This window comes from Tropicibacter sp. Alg240-R139, assembly GCF_900537075.1.
Lineage (GTDB): Bacteria > Pseudomonadota > Alphaproteobacteria > Rhodobacterales > Rhodobacteraceae > Falsiruegeria.
Genome location: NZ_UNRA01000002.1, coordinates 1,042,781 through 1,059,176, shown reverse-complemented (window position 1 = coordinate 1,059,176; position 16,396 = coordinate 1,042,781). Strand labels below are relative to the sequence as shown.

Below are 16,396 nucleotides of genomic sequence, written 5' to 3'. Positions count from 1 at the left end.
CGCCCTTACTCCTTGCCCGAGCGCCATTCCTTCCACATCAGATAGGTATTGGCGCCCAATGCAGCCAAAGGTTCGGGCGGCAGTTTCGGCAACTCGGGCTGAGCCAGAAAATGATCGGAAATGTCTGATTTCCCCTGCACAATCAGCTCGGCAATACCCATGCCTTGCAGGGTTCCCCGCGCTGTGCCCAATCCGTTCTGGCAGCACGCAGAGTAGACGCCCTGATCCAACTCGCCAAAAGCGGCGGACCCATTGCGGCTGAGGCACAGCATCCCGGCCCACCGATGTTCCATCCCCACATTTGGCAGGTGCGGGAAACGTTCAGTGAACTTGCGGTCATGCACCCAGCCCGCGTTGCGCACGCGCATGGGGCTGGTTTCGATGGTAGGATGAAAGCTGGCGCAGGTTCGGATCAGGATGCGGTCGCCATAGCTGCCTGAAATACGCCGAACCGAGGTGCCCATGGGATCAGCAGGCGTGACACCCCATCTGGGCTGGCCACCAAGTGATTGGACCTGCTCGCCGGTCAGCTGCTCGGTTATCGAGGCGTAGAGGCAAATGTGCATCAGCTGGCGTTGAAAAAACCCGAAACTCTCTAGATGCCCGTTATTGGCCAGCACGACGGTACCGGTGGCGATCCTGCCCTTGGGGGTGCTCACCTGCCATCCGTTGCCCTTCCGTTCAAACCCGGTTGCGGGTGTGTTCTCAAAGACTGCGATCTGCCGCGCCAGCAGCTGCGAGAGCCCGCGAATATAGCCCGCCGGCTGCAGCATCACCGTGCCGGGACAAAACACGCCCGAAGTATAGTGCGGACTGCCGGTGACCTCTTCGATCTGCGCTTTGTCGAGAAACTCGCAAGGCTCCCCCAATTGCCGCAGATGGTCGGCATACTCCCGATTGTGCCTGTCGCCTGCCCGTGTCGCAGCCGCATTGTATTTGCCGCACGGATCAAAAATCTCATCCGGCATTTGGCAGTCTGCGGCGACCTCTTTGGCAAATCCAATGGCCTGCCTGTTCAAAGCAATCTCTGCTCTGTCCACCTCTGGCCCATCACCCGCGTAGTTGTCAGAAGACAGATCATGGGGCAGGTCGATCATGAAACCCGAATTGCGCCCTGCCGAGCTGTCTGCAAACCGCCCGGCCTCGACCAATGCGATCTTCAGGTTGGGGTCAAGCTGATGCAGCCGCCGCGCAGTGGACAGCCCGGTAAATCCGCCACCGATCACCGTGATGTCGACGGTCATATCCTTTTCTAGTACCGGCAGCGGGGGTTGTTCCGGCAAGATGGCATTCCATCCTGCCGGGCCCGTTTGCCGGGGCAGTCTTTTGGCGGTGTAGTTGGTCAATCCACCGCCTCGTCTTCGTCGTCGGCCAGATCGATCCAGATGGTTTTCAGCTGCGTGTACTGGTCATGCGCATGAACCGAATTGTCGCGACCGCCAAAGCCGGACTGCTTGTAACCGCCAAACGGCGTGGTGATGTCACCCTCGCCAAAGCTGTTGACCGTCACGGTCCCCGCCCGGATCGCGCGCGCGCCGCGGATGGCCCGTTTGGCGTTGGCGGTAAAGATCGAGGCACATAGGCCATAGTCGGTGTCATTGGCGATGTTGATCGCCTCGTCAAAGCTGGACACTTCGATCACTGACAGAACCGGACCAAATATCTCTTCGCGGGCCAGAACAGCGTCGTTATCAGGCACTTCAACAACCGTGGCCTCGACAAATCCATCCTTGGCCTTGCCGCCGATCAAGACGTTTTTGGCTTGGTCCAAGTAGCCACAAACCTTGGTGTAGTGCTCTTCGCTAACCAAGGCACCCATGCGGGTTTCCGGGTCCAACGGATCGCCGATGTTCCACTGTTTGGCGTGATGGGCGATGCGCTCCAGCAGTTCGGCCTTTACGTCCTTGTGCACGATCAGGCGTGAAGAGGCCGAGCAGTTCTCGCCCATGTTCCAGAATGCACCGTTGACCACATGCGCGGCAACACGATCTAGGTTTTCGGTGTCATCCATCACGATAGCCGGGTTCTTACCGCCCATTTCCAGCACCACCTCCTTGGCGTTGCTTTCTCCCGAATAGCCAAGGAACCGTTTGCCTGTCACGGTCGAGCCGGTGAAGGACACCATATCGATGTCCATGTGACGGCCAATCGGCTCGCCCACCTCCGCGCCGCCGCCCGGTGCGATGTTCAGAACGCCGCGCGGCAGGCCTGCCTCCATCGCCAGTTCAGCCAGACGCAAGGCGGTCAGTGTGGTCTCAGCCGCGGGCTTTACCACGACCGAGCAGCCTGCGGCCAAAGCTGGGCCGATCTTCCACCCCAGCATCAGCAGCGGAAAGTTCCACGGTAGCACCAACCCTACAACGCCAATCGGTTCGCGCACGACCATGGCGATGTGGTCGTCGCTGGCGGGCGAGACCTGATCATAGATTTTGTCGATCACCTCGGCGTGCCATTTGATGCAGTGAATAGTCTCGGGCACGTCGACGGTTTCGCAATCATAAATCGTCTTGCCGCTGTCGATGCTTTCCATCACCGCCAGTTCGCGCGCATTTCGGGTCATCAGTTTGCACAGGCGTATCAGCACGTCCTTGCGATCAGATGGGTGCATCCGCGACCATCGGCCGTCGTCAAATGCCTCACGTGCCTTTTCGACAGCAAAGTCAACGTCTTCGGCACCGCAAGCCGCAATATCGACGATTTTCTCCCCGGTGGCCGGGTTCGATGTCTCAAACGTCTTGCCTGAAAGCGCCGGGCGATAGGCGCCGTCAATGAAGGCTCCGGTTGGCATATCCAGATTGGCAGCGATGGATTTGTATTCGTCCTGAGTGAGCAGTGACATGTCTTAACCCTCCGCCTCAATATCTGCGATTTTCTGTTTCAACACGCGCGTGACCTGTTCCAATGCGCGTTTGTCGTCCTTGTTGAGCCCTTTGAGCGGCGGGCGCACAACGCTGGCCTCGATCCCGTTCATGGTGACGCCATGTTTGATGGTCTGGATGAACTTTCCGCCCTGCTCCAGCACCCGCATCAACGGCATCATCGCCGACATGATCCGGCGGCCCTTGGCAAAATTCCCTTCGATGACACAAGCGTTGTAGAGCGCCACATGCTCGCGCGGCAGAAAGTTCGATCCGCCACAGACCCAGAACGGCGCGCCCCAGGCAAAGAATTCAAGCGCCTGATCGTCCATGCCACAACCCAGCTGGATGTGCGGATAGTCCCGCGCCAACAGATGAACCCGGTTGATGTCGCCTGAGCTTTCCTTGATCCCGCTGAAATTGCGCGACCGGCCGACACGGTCAAGAAACTCCTCTCCCATCATCGTGCCGGTGCGGTGGGGATAGTTGTAGAGCATGATCGGCAGATCAGCGGCTTTGTCGATGGCAAGCGCGTTCAGCGCGTTTTCGCGATCCGTTGGCACCGAATATGGCGGGCTGGCGAGCAGGATCGAGTCAGCCCCAATCTCACGCGCGCCGGTCGCCAGAGCAATCGAATCCGACGTCAACATGGCTCCGGTCCCCACCACCAGCGGCAGACGTCCTTTGAGCTGCTGGTGCGTGAACTTTGCCAGGTCCAGACGCTCTTTCACGGTTTGGGCATAGTTTTCGCCGGTCGAGCCGCCCGAAATTAGGCCATGCACGCCGTTTTCAGCGAGATATTCGATCACGTCTGACAGGCCGTCCCAATTGACGCTACCATTGGCGCGATAAGGGGTCACAACAGGCGTGTAGATCCCTTTGAATTCAAACAGGGGTGTCATGATAGTCCTCAGGCTGATGTGTTTCGTGCGACTGAGCCCAGTTGCACGTCCAACCCTGCGGGCATGACGAACAGTTCAATCTGGTCTCGGGACAGGTTCCAATGGTCGATGGCCAGTTGCGCCGCTGCCACGTCATCCCGTGCCTCTATGGCCGCGATGATCGCGTCGTGTTGAGCGCTTGCCTCGGACACGTTTTCGACCATCTGCGCGTCTTGTGGGCGATAGAAGGTCATAGAAATGCGCGCGTGGTCGATCAGCAGACGTTGGAACGAGGGCAACAAATAGATGTTGTCGGCCATCTCTCCGGTCACCTCGTGAAAACGGTTGTTGGCCATGGCGCGATCCGCACCGGAACCCGTGCGCAGCGTTGATTTGAACACGTCTTGCGCGGCTTTCAGATCGTCAATCTGCTCGGGCCGCGCGTTCTGCGCCGCAAGTTGCAGCACCGCGCCATAGATCATCGGCGCGGCCAGAAAGAAGTCGCGCAGAGTCATGTGGGACATCTCGCTGACCCGCGCGCCGCGGTTTTCGCGCAGATCGACATACCCCTCACCCGCAAGCTGGCGCAGCACCTCGCGCAACGGTGTGCGTGACAATTGAAATTCATCCGACAGGCGGCTTTCATCCAGATCGGCGCCGGGCCGCAGATCCAAGGTCATGATCGCGGTTTTTAGCCAGTCATAAAGTTCGGTTTTGCGATTTTTCGCGGCGTCCTTCACCCTCACCTCTCCTTGAATCGGTTGCGCAGTTGTCAGATTCTCTATCACATAAAAATACACATTGTGTACACAGTAAAAAATTGTTGTGTGCAAAAAATATGTGGCGTACCTCGCATTATCTTGCCGCGCAGACGAATCTTGGCTTAGCCTGAGAACTGCGTCGCAGGGCAAGCAGACGCCACGCCCCGGTAACCTTGAATTGGGTCACGCCATGTCCAAGACACAGCACTTTGTCTTTCTTCTCGTCGAAGAATTCTCACACCTCGCGTTTTCCTGCGCGGTCGAGCCGCTGCGCATCGCCAATCTGGTCAGCGGCGAGCCGCTGTATCACTGGTCGTTCGCATCCGAGAATAGTGAAACCGCGACCTGTTCGAACGAATCCGTGACACTGGTGCATTCGGGATTCGATGCCCTGCCCCGCTGTGACCAGCTGTTTGTCTTGTCGGGAATCCACATGCGCGATCACGTCACCAAACCGCTGTTGGCCGCATTGCGTCGCGAGCGGGTACGGGGCACGGCCATCGGCGCGCTTTGCTCGGGCGCCTGGGTTCTGGCCGAAGCGGGGTTTCTGGATGACATGCAGGCCGCGATCCATTGGGAGTATCACGACAGCTTCATGGAGGCCTTCCCAGAGGTGAACCTGGTACGCAGCGTCTTTGTCGCGGATGAGAAATACATGACCGCGTCCGGTGGAACAGCCACCGCCGACCTGATCCTGCATCTGATCGAACGCGATCATGGTCAGGACCTGTCCGTCGCTGTTGCCGATCAAATGGTTTACAATGCCGTTCGCCACGCCACAGCCGAACAAAAAGTCTCGCTGCAGTCCCGCAACGGAATGCGCAATGCGCATTTGACCAAGGCGATCCAGATCATGCAGGATCAGATTTCGGACCCGATCTCGCCCACCGTCATCGCGGAGAACGTGGGCATCTCGACGCGCCAGTTGGAACGGCTCTTTGGCAAGTATCTGAACGCCTCTCCCAAGAAATATTTCATGGAAATGCGCCTTGATCGTGCGCGCAACCTTTTGATCCAAACAGAAGCATCTGTGACCGAAGTGGCCTTTGCGTGCGGGTTCGAAAGCCCTGGTCATTTCAGCCGTGTCTACCGCGCGACCTATGGCGTTACGCCCATGCTCCAACGCGGAAAAATCTCCTAATCTCGAGCGTTGACAGCGCTGGCGATTAGGCGTTCGCTTGCCCCAAACAGCTGCGAATGCCGAGGTTACAAATGCACAAGATTATCGCCCTTTGGTCGCACCCCCGCTCTATGTCGACGGCGATGGAGCGGGTCATGCGAGAACGGGGCGATCTGGACTGCGCGCATGAACCGTTCATGTATGATTACTACGTCAACCGCTCGGTTCGCGAGATGCCGCATTTCGACGTACAGGACGACCATCCCCAGACGTATGAGGCGATCCGGGACATGCTGCTGGCCCGTGCCGAGGATCAACCGGTGTTCTTCAAGGACATGAGTTATTACGTTATGCCCCACATCCTGGAGGATGCGGCGTTTCGGGACCGGTTGGTGAATTGCTTTTTGATCCGCAACCCAATGGCGTCGATCAAATCCTACTTCAAGCTTGACCCGAACGTGTCCAATGACGAGATCGGGATCGAACAACAATGGCGCCACTATCAGGCGCTGGCGGACACGGGTCAAACCCCGGTGGTGATCGAGGCCGAAGCTGTGCGCCGCGATGATCGCGGGACGCTGTTAGCCATGTGGGACAGGATCGGCCTACCCTTTGTCGAGTCCGCCTTTGACTGGCAGAATGAACGACCGGCGGACTGGGCGCAGGTTGATGGTTGGCATGCGGACGCCGGAACGTCGAAATCTATCCGTCCCTTGACGCTCAAAGACCTCACACGACAAGAAGAGGCATTCTTTGCTGCGGCCGAAGTCGAACCCAAGATGCTCGCCTATCTGGAATATCACATGCCGTACTATCTGCGGCTCAAGGCGGCCGCGATGTGGCGATAGACGCACCGAAAAACGGCGCCGCTTGGCACCGCTCATTTCTTTGCTGGCCGATAAAGCCTCTTACTCAACCGCCTTCATCTCGGTCACGATCGATATCGAAATCGGGCCGGTCGAAAACCCACCGACGCCAAACGCCATGTGGTCGATTTCCGTTTGGGCGGTAAATGCAATCCACTCACCCTTGTAGTAGTCGACCACGCCACCCAAAGGATGCGGACCGACGTGAGTCAGTTCGGTTACGAGCGTTACCGGCTTTGTGGTGCCATGAATCGTCAGATCACCGGTCACATTGGCGGTTTTTTCGCCCGTCACCTCAACCGAAGTGCTTGTGAATGTAATTTCTGGATAAGTTTGTACCTCAAGGAAATCATTGCTTTTCAAGTGATCGTCCAGCGGGCCAAAGCCTGTGTTCACGCTGTCGGCCTTGATTGTCACGTTCAGCTTGGCATCGCCTGGGTTCTCTGGATCTAGGTCCAGTGTTCCATCAGCAACCGAAAATTCGGCCGATTGCATCGAGACACCTGCGTGACTCCAGCCAAAGTTCACTTCGGTATGGCCTTGGTCGGTTTTGAATTGCGCTGCAGTTGCGCCGCCTGCGGCAAACAAAGCGGCAACGGCACTGGCGGAGAGGAAAGTCTGGAAGGAACGGATCATGGTCATTGCCCTTTAGTTCACCGTATCGACAAGGTGTAATTTAAATGCATTTGCATCTTTATTGCGCTCCGCTCCCAAGACAACCCGTTTTCTTCACCCTCTCGACATCGTGAGCACGTTTCCGCGAACAAACAGGTTATCGACGGTATTCGCATCGAGCAAAAGCGCCAAGGGGAGGAGTGTTCCTTGCGGTGTCCTGCCCTGGCCATCATTTGACGCCTCGTGGCCCCGAAGCGAAATCACGGTCAAACGTATGCTCGATCCACACTTGATCCGTGACATCTATCTGACCCGATTTCAGGAATCCCTTGCCTATTCCGTACAGGATCGTACGTTCTCGAATTTATGACAGAAAAAAATGCACCTGATGGCACCAAACCCCGCAGTCGTGGACCAAGCCGCACCAGTCGTGAAGATTGGATCCAGATCGCTTTGGACACGCTGATCTCGGACGGTGTGGACAGTGTCAAAGTTCTCACGCTGGCCGAAAAACTGGAATGCGCTCGGTCAAGTTTCTACTGGTTTTTCAAGAACCGCACCGACTTGTTGAATGCCCTGCTGGATCATTGGCAATCGACCAACACCAAGGCCGTGCTCGACAGCACGAAACGTCCTGCGGAAACCATTAATTTTGCGCTAGTTCAGGTCTATGGCATCTGGGTCGCCGACGGATCGTTCGACACGCAGCTGGACTTTGCCATCCGCGATTGGGCGCGGCGATCCGGCAGCGTTCGGCGAGCGCTGGATCTGTCCGACGCCGCGCGGGTTGACGCTCTGTCTGATATGTTCGAACGCTTCGGCTATCTTCGATCCGAGGCCGAGACGCGGGCGCGGATAACCTATTTCACGCAGATCGGCTATGACGCCTTGGATCAACGCGAGAGCATGGAAACTCGCGCCGCACGCGGGCGTGATTACGTCTATTGCATCACCGGTGTGGCGCCGACAGAGGAGGAGCTGACCGCGCTACGAAATGTCGTATGGCGTGATGTTGACACTTAATCAGGCCCCAGCATTACACAGCATGAACAACGCCGATTTGGAATTGATCCCCAGCTTTTCATAAGCCCGTTTTCGGTAGGTCAGCACCGTGCTTGGCGCCACGTCCAAGTCCCACGCGATAGCGTCCGCGGTCAGGCCCCTTAGCATCCCTTCGCAGATTTCCTTTTCTCGCGCCGACAACGAGTTCAAAGGACTGCGCACCTTGGCTCCGTTTCGTTCCGAAAAATGAAGCAAGACGATCTGAGCAATCGCGTTCCAAAAATCGAACCTCAGCCGGTTTTCACTAACCGAAAAGCGACCATTTTCCTTGAAGCGGAAAAAGTTCATGGCAATGACGTCATCATCGCGGCAGGCAACAATTGTAAGGCGATCGCCGATACCAGCAACCGCAAAGGGCTCTTCCCCGTCGGATTCGAGCATGGTTGTGATCCGCGTTTTGCCAGTCTCGCGCACCTGTTCAATCACATCGTGCGAGGGATCCTCTTTGAACCCGCCGCGCAGATAGGTTTGTACCATGTTTTGCACGCCTTTTGCGTGGCGTTCATTGTAGGTCAGATAGCATTGCGGCCTTGGGGTCTTGTAGGAAAAAACCATGCATTGATCGGCCTTGATGACTTTTTCGATCAAGTCCAGAAACTGCGCATTAAAACCCGGCGTGCCAATCGATTGCAGGCACGTCGAAAAGATGTGCAGAAAATCAGGCGCGCCGGGGCCGCTAAAAAAATCTTCCAAGGACATGGCAGGCACAATGCGCAGTCAGGAATGCAAACGCAACGGCGCTCGTGTCCCCCCTGAATAAGGACAGACACTCGCCGCCACTCTGAGGTAAATAGACTGCAAAGCAACCGCAATAATGGATGCCACAGACATGACCCATTCAGACACCGGTGGATACCAGGCTGGCTTGTCCATAGCCGAGGTCCAAAGCCGAGCAGCCAACCAGCCGATCACCAAGCTCAGCTCGAACGAAAACCCCTTTGGCCCATCCCCGGCAGCCGTCGCAGCAGCGCGGGACGCGTTGGAGAATGCCAATATCTACCCTGAACGTACCGACGCAGCCCTTTGCCAGAAGTTGGCGGAATTTCACGGCCAAGGCATGCAGCCCGAACATTTCTTTTCGGCCAACAGTGGGGTCGAGGTCCTGTCCCTGATCGAAGACGCAGTCACGGAACCCGGCCAACGCGCCATCATTTGCCCCCCGTGTTTTGGGGCCTACACCAGCTCGCTCATGAAAAAAGGCGTGTTGGTGGACAAAGTCGATCTGATCGGGGCGGGTTTTGACGTGGATGTCGACGGCATCTTGAGCGCGGTGACCTCGGACACGCGGCTTGTCTATCTATGCAACCCGAACAACCCCACAGGCACCTACTTTGGCGCCGAAGTCTTGAATGCCATTTTGGACGGACTGCCAGATCACGTGACCCTGATTTATGACGAGGTCTATTTCCAGTTCGCAACCGAGTTCGATCTGCCTGATGTGCTGCACCATGTTCGCAACAACCGCAACATCGTCATCGTGCACAGCTTTTCCAAAGCGTACGGCTTGGCTGGGATGCGGGTCGGATATGGGATTGCGCCGGAACAGATCGCGGCAAAGATCCGCAAACACAAACGCAGTTTTCACCTGAACACTATGGGTATGACTGCGGCCATCGCGGCCTTGGACGATGCCGCGCATCTGGTTCGAACTGTGACGAACAACACGACAGAGCGCGCGCGCCTGTCCAAAGCTCTCAAAAGCTTGGGGTTCGAGATCAGCAAAAGCCAAGCCAATTTCGTTATGTTCCGCTGTCCCGATGGCAAGGACGCCAAGACGTTGACCAACGAACTGGTAAGCCATGGCGTCATGGTTCGACCCGCCTTTGACCTACCCAACCATATCCGCGCCACTGTTGGTTTGCCGGATGACAACACCCGTCTCCTGGACGCTCTGGCGTCGCTTCAAGACAAGGTAAACTCATGACCCAGACAATGACCGGCGGCGAGGCGGCTGTCCTCTCACTCCACAACCACGGAATCAACACCGTGTTCGGGCTTCCGGGCGTTCAAAACGACTGGCTCTACAACGCCTTCTATGATCACCGCGAGAAGTTCCGCATCATCCACACCCGCCACGAGCAGGGCGCGGCCTACATGGGGCTTGGTTATGCGCTGGCCAAGGATGAACCGGCTGTGTTCAACGTGGTCCCCGGTCCAGGGCTGCTGAATGCAACTGCGGCCATGTCGACGGCTTACGCTCTAAACGCCCGGCTGTTCTGCCTGACAGGCCAGATCAATTCGCGCGCCATTGGCAAGGAGTGGGGCGAGCTGCACGAGATCAATGATCAGTTGGGTGTGATTGGGGGCCTGACCAAATGGGCAGACCGGGCCAATGCACCGACCGAGGTGCCCGGACTTATCCACGAGGGGTTTCGTCAAATGCTGTCGGGTCGCCCACGCCCCGTCGGACTGGAAATTCCGATGGATGTGCTGGCGTCCGAAGCGCAGGTCGATCTGCTGTCCGGTGTTGTCCAGGGCGAGGAACCTGAGCTTGATGAGGACGCTGTCGAAGCTGCCGCCAAATTGCTGGGGCAAGCCAGGACGCCAATGATCTTTGTAGGCAGCGGGGCGCATTCCTCCAGCTCGTTGGTCCGTCGGCTGGCAGAATCTCTACAGGCGCCTGTGGTGGGGTATCGTACCGGCATGGGCGTGGTCGATGCGCGCAGTTACCTGTCATTGCATCAGCCCGCAGCTAAGGATTTGTGGGCCAAAGCTGACGTAGTTTTGGCGATTGGCACCAACATGCGCGTCCCTGCCCGCAAGTGGATCAAGTCCCATCAACCACAGATCATCCGCATCGACGTTGACCCGGACACACATGAAAAGTTCTTTACCCCTGCTTGCGCCATCACGGCCCGCGCTGAACGTGCACTACCGGATCTGATGAACCGGTTGGAGAGACACAACCACATCCGTAATTCTCGCAAGGACGAGTTGCTTGAGGCCAAGGCCAAATGGGCTGAACGCTCGTCCGTATTGGAACCGCAGCTCAGCTACCTCAAGGTCATCCGAGAAGAGTTGGGAGAGGACGGAATCTTTGTCGACGAGCTGACTCAAGTGGGCTTTGCCAGCCGCATCACCTATCCGGTTTACAACCCCCGCACCTATATCTCGACCGGGTATCAGGGCACGTTGGGCTACGGCTTCCCCACTGCGCTTGGCGTCAAGGTGGCCCGCCCGGATGTGCCGGTCATCTCGGTTTGCGGGGATGGCGGGTTCATGTTCGGGGTGCAGGAACTTGCTACTGCCGTACAACACAAGATCCCGCTGATTGTCTTGCTGTTTAACAACAACAAGTATGGCAACGTGCAACAGATGCAAAAGAACAACTATGGCGGCCGGGTGATCGCGACCGATCTGCACAACCCCGATTTTCTGCGCATGGTCGATAGCTTTGGCGCGCAAGCCCTGCGTGCAACCACGCCCGAAGAGGTGCGCGCCGCCATCCAGCAAGGCAAGCACACCACGGACGTGCCAACTGTGATCGAGGTGCCGTTCACCGAGATGCCAAGCGTTGATCAATTCCGTTAAGGGGGCCACATGAGCGACGATCAGATCATCATCCCACACGACAGCCCCATTCGGGCGCACCTGGAACATGCGGTATCGACCTGCCGCATAATCTTTGTCGCGGGCCTGCCTGGCACGGGCAAAAGTCTGATGCTGCAACAGATCATCTTGCTGGCAGATCAGACCGGGCGTCGGGTGCATACGATGCAATGGGACGCCGCGCGCCGCCCCTTTGAAACGCCCCAGTGGCTGGACAAATTCCCCGAGGTCGACAACCTGACCCACCCGGGCATTCGCAAGGCGGTGGGATTGTGGGTGCGTCAGGGTGTGTTGAAATGGCATGAGCAGCACAGTGATCAGAGCGACCTGTTGGTGGCCGAACTTCCCGTCGTCGGCGGGCGGTTTACAGAGCTGCTGCATCAATCCAAGGATGATGCGGAGGCTCTGCTAGGCTCGGACCAAGCCGTGTTCTTTGTCCCGATCCCACGCGCCGAAATCCGCCGCGCCATCGAAGGGTTTCGGGCCGATACATTCGCCAATCCGCGCAACGATCAGGAAACCAAAGACGCCCCGCCCGAAATCGTTCAGAACGATTGGCTGGACATTCGCCGGGTGCATGACCTGTGGACCGGCACACAAAGCGACCCAACAACGGCCCATGTCTATGACGCCGAGATCTATCGCCATGTCTATGACCGCCTGATGCGACACCGCAACTTGCAAATCCTGGACATCGACCGGACGTTTGAAACCAAAGGCTCTGCCTATGAACGTCTGGTTCCTGTGCAAGAGCTGACGGCAAGCGCAGACGAAATCACTGCAAGCTATGCCCAACTGGGGGAACAGTTTCCGGGCGATAGCGTCGGCCCCGTGGTTGACCGCTGGTATGACTACTGACGTGCCGCAGGCCCTGATCCCGACAAAGGACAAGACATGACTCTGGACCAATCTCGTATTGACGCTCTGCGTGCCCAACCCGTCGCACCGGGGCTGAACTTCATCGACGGCCAATCCCTCGCCGCAAGCGACGGCGCAGTGATGCCCGTGATCTCTCCGATCGACGGCACAAAGCTGACTGATCTGGCTGCGTCCGGGACGGCCGAGGTAGACCGTGCCATAACCGCCGCCCGGCGCACATTCGAGGCCGGGGATTGGTCCGAAATGGCGCCTGTCGAGCGTAAACGCATCCTGCAAAGATGGGCCGATCTGATCGAGGGCGCGGCACTGGAACTAGCCGTTCTGGGGGCGCGCGACAATGGCACCGACATCCGCTCAGCACTCAAGGGCGAGCCGTTGTCTGCGGCGCAGACGATCCGTTTCTATGCCGAGGCAATCGACAAGCGGAACGGAGAGATCACGCCGACCCGCAACGACGTACTGTCGCTCATCGACCGCGAACCGGTAGGTGTTGTAAGCGTTATTACACCGTGGAACTTCCCGCTGATGATCGGTGCCTGGAAACTGGCCCCTGCTCTGGCAGCGGGCAATTCGGTGGTAATCAAACCGTCCGAAGAGGCAAGCCTGTCCACCCTGCGCGTCGTTCAACTGGCCGCCGAAGCGGGCCTACCCACCGGTGTACTGAACGCGGTCACTGGACGCGGCATCGACGTAGGTGCTGCTATGGGCCTGCACATGGACGTCGATGTCATGGCCTTTACCGGGTCAGGCAGCGTGGGTCGGCGGCTGATGGAGTATTCGGCCCAATCCAACCTGAAGCGGGTCTATCTGGAACTTGGCGGCAAATCCCCCAACATCATCTTTCCCGATGCGCCCGACCTAGACCGCGCCGCGGCAGAAACGGCGGCTTCGATCTTTCGCAACAACGGGCAGGTCTGCGTTGCCGCGTCGCGCTTGATCGTGCACCGCGACATCCACGATGACTTCCTGGCGAGGGTACGGGAACATGCGATGGCGCTTAAGATCGGCAATCCACTGGATTTGACCCATTCCACCGGCGCATTGGCCAATGCCGCGCAACTCGGAAAAACGAAAACTGCTGTGTCACGCGCGTTGGATGAAGGGGCCGCGCTTTGGACTGGCGGTCACCAACTGCACGCTGATAGCGGTGGGTTCTATCATGAGCCAACTATTCTAACTGGCGTGACTTCTGCCATGGACATTGCCCAAAACGAGGTGTTCGGCCCGGTGCTGGCAGCTCGCAGTTTCAACACAGAAGACGAGGCCGTGGCGATTGCAAACGAAACCGTCTACGGCCTGTCTTCGGTGGTCTGGTCGCGGGACATATCCTGCGCACATCGCATGTCGCGCCGCATCAAGTCAGGCACCGTTCAGGTGAACTGTTTCAGCGGCGCGGATGTGACCTCGCCCTTGGGCGGGGTCAAACAATCGGGCAACGGCGTAGACCGGTCTCTCCATGCGATTGAGAAATACGAAAACCTCAAAGCAATATGGATACAGCTCTGAGCCCTTTGGTTCAGGGCATTGCAGCGATCACTAGGATTTCGACCTTAAGAATATCGCGGGCCAACTTGGCCTCACCGCAAGCACGCGCAGGTGCAAAGCCTGTCGGCACCCAGTCATTCCAAACCAGGTTCATTTCGGCAAAATCTGCCATATCCGCCAGCCAGATCGTAGTTTGCAGCAGGTGCTCTTTGTCGGTTCCAGCCTCAGCCAGCAGACCGTCCACCTTGGCCAGGCAATCGCGGGTCTGCTCGGTGATGGTATCGCCCTCAGCGACCTGACCGCTGAGGTAGACCACCCCGTTGTACTTAACGATCTTGCTGGCGCGTTCGGTGGTGTGCATGCGTTCGATCACGGGTGTCTCCAATTCTGACCACAGGAATGTTGCTGTGTTTACTCATCAACTTGCGATCAAAGAAGCAACCCTCATTGTTGGGCAGCGGGTCAGTTTTCCGCCTCGCTTCCGTCGAGATTGACCAACAACTTGCTCAAAAGCCGGTTCAACTCGGAAACGTCCTGACGCGAAAACCCACGCAATAAGTGTTTTTGCCGCTCCAAGGCGGCCACAAGAACGTTGTCATGCAGCTCTTGCCCCTTGTCGGTCAGAAACCATTCTTTGCGGCGTTCGTCCGGGCTGTTGCATTGCGCTTTGGCCAGACCGTCTTTTTCCAGCCGTGCCAGACTGCGACTGACAGCGCCTTTGTCTATGCCAATAGTGGCACTGGCATGTGACACACTGCTGCCGGGGTTGCGGGTCAGGCTGACCAACATGCGCCAGTCCATTGCCCCAATGCCAAAGGCGTTCTGGTAATGGCGAGACGCATTGCGAGTGAACCGGTTGGCGGCAAAGTTTAGCAATACCGTGGGAGAGCGCGAAAAGCTCAGGGTCTGTCGACCATCCTGCTCCAAATCGGTCAGGAACATCTCGTCCGGCAGATCGTCAATTTCCGTCATCAAAACCTCGCTTTGTGGCGACCCTAGCGAAATCGGATTGACTCAACAACAGTTGGCGTGTTGACATGACAACATACCGCGTGGGAGGTCAGCCAAATGTCCAATGCCCCAGTTTATGAGATTGATCCAGCCGCGTTCTGGAAAGACCCCTATCCAGATCTGAAACACCTACGCAAACACGCCCCCATTGCCTTTGTCCCGCAGTTGGGGGCCGTCCTAATCACGCGGCGCGAGGACATCTTTGTGAATGAGAAAAAGATCGATGTCTTCTCCTCGACCCAGCCGGACGGTCTGATGACCCAGCTCATGGGCCAGAACATGATGCGTAAAGATGGCGATGCGCATATGGCCGAGCGCAAGGCGATCTTTCCGACTGTCTCGCCCAAGACAGTCAAGAACATCTGGAAAGAGCAGTTCATCGAGATGACCGAGGCCACGCTGACCAACCTGCACCCGCAAGGCCTGGCAGACATGGTTCAGGACATCGCCAAGCGGATTTCAGGGGACGCGCTGCGTGTCATGACCGGGCTGACCAACATGAGCTGGCAGGAAATGGATCGCACCAGTCAAGGCATGATTGACGGCTGTGCAAATTATGCCGCCGACCCCGAGATCGAGTCGCGATGCCATGATTGCACTGCATCCATTGATCGCCACATCGCAGGACGAAGGCCTGAGTTGGCGGCCAACCCTGACACGTCGCTTTTGTCGGTGCAAATGCAGGCCGGGCTGTCGGACGAACAGATTAGTGCCAACATCAAACTTGCAATTTCGGGCGGGCAGAACGAACCGCGCGACGTGATTGCCGGGGCAATTTGGGCCTTGCTGACCCATCCTGACCAGCTTGGCCTTGTTCAAAACGGGCAAGCCACTTGGATGGACGTGTTCGAAGAATACGCCCGCTGGATGTCCCCCATTGGCATGTCCCCACGCGAGATCGCTAAACCGCATGAACTGCACGGGGTCTTGTTGTCTCCCGGGGACAGGGTGTTCTTCATGTTCGGCTCGGGCAACCGGGATGAGCGTGTGTTCGCGCGACCCGATGAGTTCGACCTGACCCAAGATCACGGGCCCTCGATCGCATTTGGAGCAGGCCCCCATTTTTGCGCGGGTGCCTGGGCCGCGCGATGCCTGATTGCCGAGGTCGCTCTACCGATGATCTTTGAGCGGCTGCACAATCTGCGCCTGGCTGGTGATGTTCCCCTTGGCGGGTGGGCATTCAGGGGGCCGTTGACGATGCCGGTGTACTGGGACGTATAGGACGAGCCGCTATCTCAACTCTTTTCCCGAGCGATGGATTTGATTAACCTTTCGCAATTGGTTGCAACGCCATCAATGTTGCACAGCC

General features: G+C 57.6%; 16 protein-coding genes. 8 read left to right on the top strand and 8 right to left on the bottom strand.

All coding sequences use genetic code 11. The features are described 5' to 3' along the window. Window positions 1-5: 5 nt before the first annotated feature. From G6R15_RS12735 to G6R15_RS12720, 4 genes are all read right to left on the bottom strand, one after another. Entirely contained in the window at window positions 6-1,244 is a 1,239-nt protein-coding gene (locus G6R15_RS12735) for an FAD-binding oxidoreductase (RefSeq protein WP_306432347.1), read from the bottom strand. Window positions 1,245-1,342: 98 nt separating this feature from the next. Continuing rightward, window positions 1,343-2,839: an aldehyde dehydrogenase gene (locus tag G6R15_RS12730; protein ID WP_164660197.1), complete on the bottom strand. Its 1,497-nt coding sequence runs from the start codon at window positions 2,837-2,839 to the stop codon at window positions 1,343-1,345. Window positions 2,840-2,842: 3 nt separating this feature from the next. Further along, on the bottom strand, window positions 2,843-3,760 hold the full coding sequence (locus tag G6R15_RS12725; protein ID WP_164660196.1) for a dihydrodipicolinate synthase family protein: 918 nt from the start codon (window positions 3,758-3,760) through the stop codon (window positions 2,843-2,845). An 8-nt stretch (window positions 3,761-3,768) separates the two neighbouring features. Next, entirely contained in the window at window positions 3,769-4,479 is a 711-nt protein-coding gene (locus G6R15_RS12720) for a GntR family transcriptional regulator (protein ID WP_164660195.1), read from the bottom strand. A 211-nt stretch (window positions 4,480-4,690) separates the two neighbouring features. Between G6R15_RS12720 and G6R15_RS12715 the strand changes: the two genes are divergently transcribed. Then, the gene (locus G6R15_RS12715; RefSeq protein ID WP_164660194.1) at window positions 4,691-5,641 is read left to right on the top strand and encodes a GlxA family transcriptional regulator; all 951 of its coding nucleotides are present in this window, start codon (window positions 4,691-4,693) and stop codon (window positions 5,639-5,641) included. 71 nt (window positions 5,642-5,712) lie between these two features. Further along, window positions 5,713-6,468, top strand: coding sequence for a hypothetical protein (locus G6R15_RS12710; protein WP_164660193.1), 756 nt, complete (start codon window positions 5,713-5,715; stop codon window positions 6,466-6,468). Between the two features lie 60 nt (window positions 6,469-6,528). Here the strand turns inward: G6R15_RS12710 and G6R15_RS12705 are convergent, their stop codons facing one another. Beyond that, entirely contained in the window at window positions 6,529-7,122 is a 594-nt protein-coding gene (locus G6R15_RS12705; protein ID WP_164660192.1) for a YceI family protein, read from the bottom strand. Between the two features lie 345 nt (window positions 7,123-7,467). Here G6R15_RS12705 and G6R15_RS12700 point away from each other — a divergent pair, with 345 nt between their 5' ends. Continuing rightward, window positions 7,468-8,124, top strand: coding sequence for a TetR/AcrR family transcriptional regulator (locus G6R15_RS12700; RefSeq protein ID WP_164660191.1), 657 nt, complete (start codon window positions 7,468-7,470; stop codon window positions 8,122-8,124). On the opposite strand, the gene G6R15_RS12695 is transcribed toward G6R15_RS12700, so the two are convergent. Further along, entirely contained in the window at window positions 8,125-8,856 is a 732-nt protein-coding gene (locus tag G6R15_RS12695) for a helix-turn-helix transcriptional regulator (RefSeq protein WP_164660190.1), read from the bottom strand. It abuts the gene before it with no gap. A 136-nt stretch (window positions 8,857-8,992) separates the two neighbouring features. On the opposite strand from G6R15_RS12695, the gene G6R15_RS12690 reads away from it, so the two are divergent. The 4 genes from G6R15_RS12690 to G6R15_RS12675 are packed head-to-tail and all read left to right on the top strand — an operon-like array spanning window position 8,993 to window position 14,097. Then, window positions 8,993-10,087, top strand: a complete 1,095-nt coding sequence (locus tag G6R15_RS12690; protein WP_164660189.1) for a histidinol-phosphate transaminase — start codon at window positions 8,993-8,995, stop codon at window positions 10,085-10,087. Then, window positions 10,084-11,694 carry a thiamine pyrophosphate-dependent enzyme gene (locus tag G6R15_RS12685; RefSeq protein ID WP_205520516.1) on the top strand — a complete coding sequence of 537 codons (1,611 nt, stop codon included), beginning with the start codon at window positions 10,084-10,086 and terminating at the stop codon, window positions 11,692-11,694. The genes G6R15_RS12690 and G6R15_RS12685 overlap by 4 nt, the downstream gene beginning before the upstream one ends. Before the next feature lie 9 nt (window positions 11,695-11,703). Beyond that, a complete protein-coding gene (locus G6R15_RS12680; RefSeq protein WP_164660188.1) occupies window positions 11,704-12,570 on the top strand; it encodes a hypothetical protein in 867 nt (288 codons plus the stop codon). 36 nt (window positions 12,571-12,606) lie between these two features. Continuing rightward, the gene (locus tag G6R15_RS12675; RefSeq protein ID WP_164660187.1) at window positions 12,607-14,097 is read left to right on the top strand and encodes an aldehyde dehydrogenase family protein; all 1,491 of its coding nucleotides are present in this window, start codon (window positions 12,607-12,609) and stop codon (window positions 14,095-14,097) included. Between the two features lie 10 nt (window positions 14,098-14,107). On the opposite strand, the gene G6R15_RS12670 is transcribed toward G6R15_RS12675, so the two are convergent. Both G6R15_RS12670 and G6R15_RS12665 read right to left on the bottom strand, forming a co-directional pair. Next, window positions 14,108-14,449 carry a RidA family protein gene (locus G6R15_RS12670; RefSeq protein WP_205520515.1) on the bottom strand — a complete coding sequence of 114 codons (342 nt, stop codon included), beginning with the start codon at window positions 14,447-14,449 and terminating at the stop codon, window positions 14,108-14,110. Between the two features lie 89 nt (window positions 14,450-14,538). Next, the gene (locus G6R15_RS12665; RefSeq protein ID WP_164660186.1) at window positions 14,539-15,048 is read right to left on the bottom strand and encodes a MarR family winged helix-turn-helix transcriptional regulator; all 510 of its coding nucleotides are present in this window, start codon (window positions 15,046-15,048) and stop codon (window positions 14,539-14,541) included. 96 nt (window positions 15,049-15,144) lie between these two features. Between G6R15_RS12665 and G6R15_RS12660 the strand changes: the two genes are divergently transcribed. Next, window positions 15,145-16,308, top strand: coding sequence for a cytochrome P450 (locus G6R15_RS12660; protein ID WP_164660185.1), 1,164 nt, complete (start codon window positions 15,145-15,147; stop codon window positions 16,306-16,308). The last annotated feature ends 88 nt before the right edge of the window (window positions 16,309-16,396 follow it).

Bases quoted from the DNA above. Each gene is read 5' to 3' on its own strand.
- G6R15_RS12735 (WP_306432347.1), bottom strand. From the start codon at position 1,244: ATGACCGTCGACATCACGGTGATCGGTGGCGGATTTACCGGGCTGTCC.
- G6R15_RS12730 (WP_164660197.1), bottom strand. From the start codon at position 2,839: ATGTCACTGCTCACTCAGGACGAATACAAATCCATCGCTGCCAATCTG.
- G6R15_RS12725 (WP_164660196.1), bottom strand. From the start codon at position 3,760: ATGACACCCCTGTTTGAATTCAAAGGGATCTACACGCCTGTTGTGACC.
- G6R15_RS12715 (WP_164660194.1), top strand. From the start codon at position 4,691: ATGTCCAAGACACAGCACTTTGTCTTTCTTCTCGTCGAAGAATTCTCA.
- G6R15_RS12710 (WP_164660193.1), top strand. From the start codon at position 5,713: ATGCACAAGATTATCGCCCTTTGGTCGCACCCCCGCTCTATGTCGACG.
- G6R15_RS12705 (WP_164660192.1), bottom strand. From the start codon at position 7,122: ATGATCCGTTCCTTCCAGACTTTCCTCTCCGCCAGTGCCGTTGCCGCT.
- G6R15_RS12700 (WP_164660191.1), top strand. From the start codon at position 7,468: ATGACAGAAAAAAATGCACCTGATGGCACCAAACCCCGCAGTCGTGGA.
- G6R15_RS12690 (WP_164660189.1), top strand. From the start codon at position 8,993: ATGACCCATTCAGACACCGGTGGATACCAGGCTGGCTTGTCCATAGCC.
- G6R15_RS12685 (WP_205520516.1), top strand. From the start codon at position 10,084: ATGACCCAGACAATGACCGGCGGCGAGGCGGCTGTCCTCTCACTCCAC.
- G6R15_RS12680 (WP_164660188.1), top strand. From the start codon at position 11,704: ATGAGCGACGATCAGATCATCATCCCACACGACAGCCCCATTCGGGCG.
- G6R15_RS12675 (WP_164660187.1), top strand. From the start codon at position 12,607: ATGACTCTGGACCAATCTCGTATTGACGCTCTGCGTGCCCAACCCGTC.
- G6R15_RS12665 (WP_164660186.1), bottom strand. From the start codon at position 15,048: ATGACGGAAATTGACGATCTGCCGGACGAGATGTTCCTGACCGATTTG.
- G6R15_RS12660 (WP_164660185.1), top strand. From the start codon at position 15,145: ATGTCCAATGCCCCAGTTTATGAGATTGATCCAGCCGCGTTCTGGAAA.